This window comes from Agathobaculum sp., assembly GCF_050946325.1.
In the GTDB taxonomy this organism is placed as follows: domain Bacteria; phylum Bacillota; class Clostridia; order Oscillospirales; family Butyricicoccaceae; genus Agathobaculum.
This window is the reverse complement of the sequence record NZ_JBMNUP010000142.1, coordinates 1-4,915: the sequence shown is the minus strand read 5'-3', so window position 1 is coordinate 4,915 and position 4,915 is coordinate 1. Positions and strand designations below refer to the sequence as shown.

The 4,915-nt window shown below is 60.2% G+C and carries 5 protein-coding genes; all 5 read right to left on the bottom strand.

Annotated features, from left to right (window positions below):
- On the bottom strand, positions 1-585 hold a 585-nt coding region (locus ACOYIE_RS09320; protein ID WP_433412577.1), incomplete at its 3' end, for a hypothetical protein.
- Between the two features lie 23 nt (positions 586-608).
- On the bottom strand, positions 609-1,334 hold the full coding sequence (locus tag ACOYIE_RS09315) for a 16S rRNA (uracil(1498)-N(3))-methyltransferase (protein WP_433412575.1): 726 nt from the start codon (positions 1,332-1,334) through the stop codon (positions 609-611).
- Positions 1,335-1,489: 155 nt separating this feature from the next.
- A complete protein-coding gene (gene prmA / locus ACOYIE_RS09310; RefSeq protein WP_433412573.1) occupies positions 1,490-2,452 on the bottom strand; it encodes a 50S ribosomal protein L11 methyltransferase in 963 nt (320 codons plus the stop codon).
- A gap of 43 nt (positions 2,453-2,495) precedes the next feature.
- Positions 2,496-3,545, bottom strand: a complete 1,050-nt coding sequence (locus tag ACOYIE_RS09305) for a hypothetical protein (RefSeq protein ID WP_433412571.1) — start codon at positions 3,543-3,545, stop codon at positions 2,496-2,498.
- 37 nt (positions 3,546-3,582) lie between these two features.
- The coding region (locus ACOYIE_RS09300; protein ID WP_433412569.1) for a S41 family peptidase at positions 3,583-4,915 on the bottom strand (1,333 nt) is incomplete at its 5' end.

Sequence of the window (4,915 nt, the reverse complement as noted above, 5' to 3'; positions counted from 1 at the left end):
GCCCTTTCTGCCGCGCAGTACGCTCACGCAAATCAGCTGCGCCGCCGCCAATACGACCGCCGCTGCCAGCGCCGCCCAGGCCAGCTTCCCATAGCTGGCGGAAGCAGCTGCACGCCGCGCAATCCAGATCAGCGCACCCGCAATGCCGCAGTCCACCGCAATTGTGAAAAATTCCGGCGCATACGAATGGTAAATCAGATAATAAACCGCCAGCACGGGCAGAAGAACATAAAACACCTTAATCGGCTGCGTGCCGATAGAATGCACCACCATCATGCAGCCCGTCAGGATCACACTGGCAATCAACACATTGCGGCCGCATACGATATGCCGCGCAGCATCCCGTTTGCCCGCATGCTCGCGCACAAACAGGCACACCGCCCAGATCACGCCAAGCACGCCGACGCCAAACAGCGCCTTCACGACGATCATACCCGTCCGCCAGGTGTTGGTATAGTCCAAAAGGCGCTGCACAATCATCAGCACCAGCACGCCAAGCAGGCATACGCTGAACACCGTCAGCACCTTATTGGTTGTATATTCATCTTCACTGATTGGCTTTTTCTTGATATTTCCCTTCGCCAACGCTATCCACTCCCTTTTTCATCTTACATATTGCCGCCTGCATACAGCACAGCGGCAAGCGCCGCAATCGGCGCGGTTTCGCACCGCAGAATGCGCGTGCCCAGTGATACGCTTTTCAGTCCCGCCTGCTCCGCTTCTGCGGCTTCCTCAGGGGTAAAACCGCCCTCCGGCCCCACCATCAGCGAAACGGTATCGCCCATGCCGCTCTCCAGCGCGCTGCGCAGACCCACCATTTTTTCGTTTTCATAGAAAAACAGCGCGGTTTCACTTTCCGCCGCGCGGAGCACGGCCTCTGCAAACGGCACGACCGCACACACCGCCGGCAGTCTTCCCCTGCCGCACTGCTTCGCGGCCTCCGCGGCGATGCGCTGCCAGCGCTCTACTTTTTTCTCCGTCTTTTCCGGACGGGATACACAGTTTCTGGACAGGTACGGCACAATTTCCTGCGCGCCAAGCTCAACCGCTTTCTGTACGATCAGGTCCATTTTGTCCCCCTTGGGCAAGGCCATGAACAGCGTCAGCCGCTGTTTCGGCTCGGTGCCCGCGGCATGCGTATCCACTACGCGGCAAACCACTTCGTCTTTTGTAATGGTCTCCACCGTGCAGTCATAGTCGGTCTCTTCCCCGTCGCACAGCGTCACCGCCTCGCCCTGACGCAGCCGCAGCACACGTCCCGCATGGTGCGCGTCTTCCCCGCGCAGCGTCAGCAGGCCGTTTTCCGGCCGGCCGGTAATAAAAAACCTTGGCATCGTATCAAATACCCCAGCCTGTCTCAAAATTCGCTTATTTTCGTCAAAACCGTCGGTTCCATGGGCCGCCATTCCGAAAAGCGCAGTCTTCCATGGTCTCAACCTTTCCTATTTTAACAAAAAATCTTCCATTTGGCAAGTGAACAAACTGTGAATCATTTGCGCGCGGTAAATGCGCTCCAGTCGTCGCTCTTCGCGTGCGACTGCACCGCAAAACCGTTTTGCTCCAGCGCCGCGCGCACCTCGTCTGCCCGCTCATTCAGAATGCCCGAGCAGATCAGCGTACCGCCCTGCGCCAGCTTGTCCATAAACATCGGCGCCATGCCGATGATGACGTCAGCCACGATGTTGGCCACAATGATATCATATCCCTGCCCCAGCGTCTCAGCCAGCTTGGGGTCGCGCAGCGCGTCTCCGCACAGGCCGCGGCCGATGGAAACATGATTCTTTTCCGCATTTTCCTGCGCGGTTTTCAGGCAGTTTTCATCAATATCCACCACTGCGCGCACGTCCGCGCCCAGCATCGCCGCCGCGATGGCCAGAATGCCCGAACCTGTGCCCATATCCAGCAGCGTATCGCCCTGCCGCACCATATCTTCCAGCGCGGCCATGCAGAGCTGCGTCGTATCATGGCTGCCCGTGCCAAACGAAGACGCCGGATCAATTTCCAGAATCCGCCGGCCCTTCGCATCGTCCACGGTCTCCCACGAGGGCTTGATCAAAAAGCTCCGGCCGACAGGGAACGGCTTAAAATACTGCTTCCAGCCCCATTCCCAGTCCTCCTGGCGGGTAACGGCCGTTTCGGTCGTCAGCCGTCCCCAGGCGTTCTGCGCGTCGCGCGCCTTGAGCCCCTCCAGCGCGGCGCGGATATCCGCAAACTGCTTTGCGCCCGCCGCATCATCGGACAGATATATTTTCAGGCAGGTTTCCTGCGCGGTCTTTTCCCGCACAAGGTCCTCGTCCACATAGTCCCAATATATCTCCGTATCCTTGAGAAATTCCTCGAAATCCGCCGCGTCCTCCAGCACATAGCCTTCCACGCCGCCCGCTTCCAGCAAAGCGGCTACCGGCTCAATGCCGGCCGTTGTTGTATAAATCGTAACTTCCTTCCAGTCCAAAACAGACCCTCCCACACTTTGTATGCAGCGGGCTTTTCAGACCTTACAGCAGGATAAGCCCGTATTTCTTTTCCCAATAATGCAGCACATCCTCCGGCTGCTCCCAGGTCCCGTCATACAGCGCCAGGCCCGGATACACCCGCAGCCCCTGCTCCAGCAGCTCGGCTGATTCCGCGCACAGGCAGACCGGACGAGAAATCATATACCGATACTCCTCCAGCGCCACAACGTCCTCTTCGCTTTCCAGCACCAGCTTGAGCGCGCCGGCCTCGTCCTCCGCGTCAATCAGCGCCTCTCCCAGCCGGTGTCCGCACTCGATTTCGTCGGAAATGTCGATCGTCGGGTCGATGAAATGCGCATTTTTCCCGTCCGGCGCCAGAATGAAATCGTCATGGTCGCGCGGCACGGTATGGCCCGCGCAATGGCCCGCAACCGCTTCCAGCAGCCGCGCTTCGCCGTCATGCGCAACCGGAAGGAACAATTCGGTATTGTACAGCCGCGTCTGTGCGCGCAGCCACGCCGAATGCGCGGCCACGCCGACCGACAGCCGCGCATAGGGCGCGGCCGCGTCCAGCGCTTCGGTCAGCGATTCCGGATCGTGCGCAGACAGAATGACCGTGGACACGCCGATGCGCTGCAGCACGCCAATCGCCGCACGCACGTCCGTGCCGTCAGCCAGCCGGCCCTCGTCGTCTTCCACTGCCAGCTCGGCAATCACCGTCCGGCCGCACATGTCTCCCAGCGCGAGCACCGCCGCACGCAGCGCCGTAAAGGTCGGCGCGCCGCGCAGGTAATAAAACGCCGCGTCATCGTGCAGCCTGTCCCGGAAGGCGGCCTTGCACTGGCCGATATAGTACATCGTAATCGGCCGCGGCACATTATCCACATCGGGCTCGGGCGGGCAGTCCAGCACAAGGCCAACCGGCAGCGGCGCGAGCTGCGCCGCCCAGTCTGCGCACGCGGCGCCGTCCGGCGCAATGGCGGCCGCAAAACGTTCGGGCTGCGCATGGTACAGCGGCAGCGCGGCCGCATCTGTCAAAATAATCTGTGTTGCCGGCGCGTTTTCATTCGTCCGGCATAAAGGTATGTCCAATGATTCTTCCTCCCAGAAGCTCCCCGCAGGGAATGGTTCATTTTTTCTTCCAGCTTCCATCCGGCAGCGAAGTATACTGCTGCGGCTTGGCCGCTGCCAGCCGGCAGATCTCCTGCGCCGTATAAAGCTGTTCATCCAGCAGATAGCTCTGCCCGTCCAGCGTCTGCATCGCGTCGTTCAGCGCATGCAGCACAGCGGGCGAAGCGAACAGGTCGGGCGCCATCTCATAACTTGCGCGGAAAGCGGATACCGCGTCCAGAACCGCGCCGTCAAACGTGCGGCGCGCGCCGTCCAGCAGGCCAAGCAGCGTCAGCCGCTCGGTCATTGCATAAACCGCGTCCGAAGTATCGCCAAAACGCAGCGCGCTGTCTTCCGGCAGCGGCGTCAGGCTGCCGGCATGCACCGTCACCTCGCGGTTTTCCACAACAATATCCGGCGAAATGCCTTTGCCTTCATACGCGCCCGTTTTGGGCAGCTCAAGCTCCAGCGTGGTAATCACCAGCTTATCTCCATTTACCAGGTCCAGGTGGAACTGCCCCTGGCCTTTGCCGTAAGTCTGCGTACCGATTACGGTCGCAGCGCCGGTTTCCTTCAAACTGCCGGCCAGCAGTTCGGCCGCAGAGGCCGTGCCGCCGTCCACCAGCACAACAATTTTATTGAGCGGCAGCGCGTTGCCCGTGGACAGCGTCGTCTCCATGCCGCCCATGTCCGCGCGCCAGCGCACGCTGGCCAGCGGCACATTCGGCTGCTGCACCATCGCGTCCGCCATGCGCAGCGCCACATCAATCACGCCGCCGCCGTTGCCGCGCAGATCGAGCACAACCGCACGGGTGTTCTTTTCATCCAGCCCCTGCCAGATCTCCGAAAAAACCGTCCAGTCATTTTCCGAGCCCATCGCGCTGACCTTGATATACTCCACACCGTCGCACAGCGTTTTATTGGATACATATACCTGGTTTACCTTGCGCCGCGCGCACGAAACCGTGACATTTCTGCCCTGCCGGCGAACGGTAAGCCGGACCGTCGTCCCCTCCGCGCCGCGCAGCCGCTCGGCCACCTCGGTATGGGTCATATCCGCCGCGCTTTCGCCGTCAATCTCCACAATCATATCGCCGATCTGCAAACCGGCCTCTTCCGCGGCGGAAAAGCGCAGCACCTCGGCGATCTGTACGCCGCCCGCCGTCTGCTCAATGCCGACCCCTACGCCGACAAAGCCCTCCAGCGTGGAAAAGCCCTGCGAATATTCCTCCGCCGACAGATACATGGAATGCGTATCCAGCAGAGAGAGAATATCGTTGATGACCTCATACATCTCTTCCGGATGCTTTTGCAGATATTTGTTGATATAGTTCTGTAAAACATACGGATTC

Excerpts from the sequence above, each read along its gene's own strand:
- ACOYIE_RS09315 (WP_433412575.1), bottom strand. The coding sequence starts at position 1,334 with ATGCCAAGGTTTTTTATTACCGGCCGGCCGGAAAACGGCCTGCTGACG.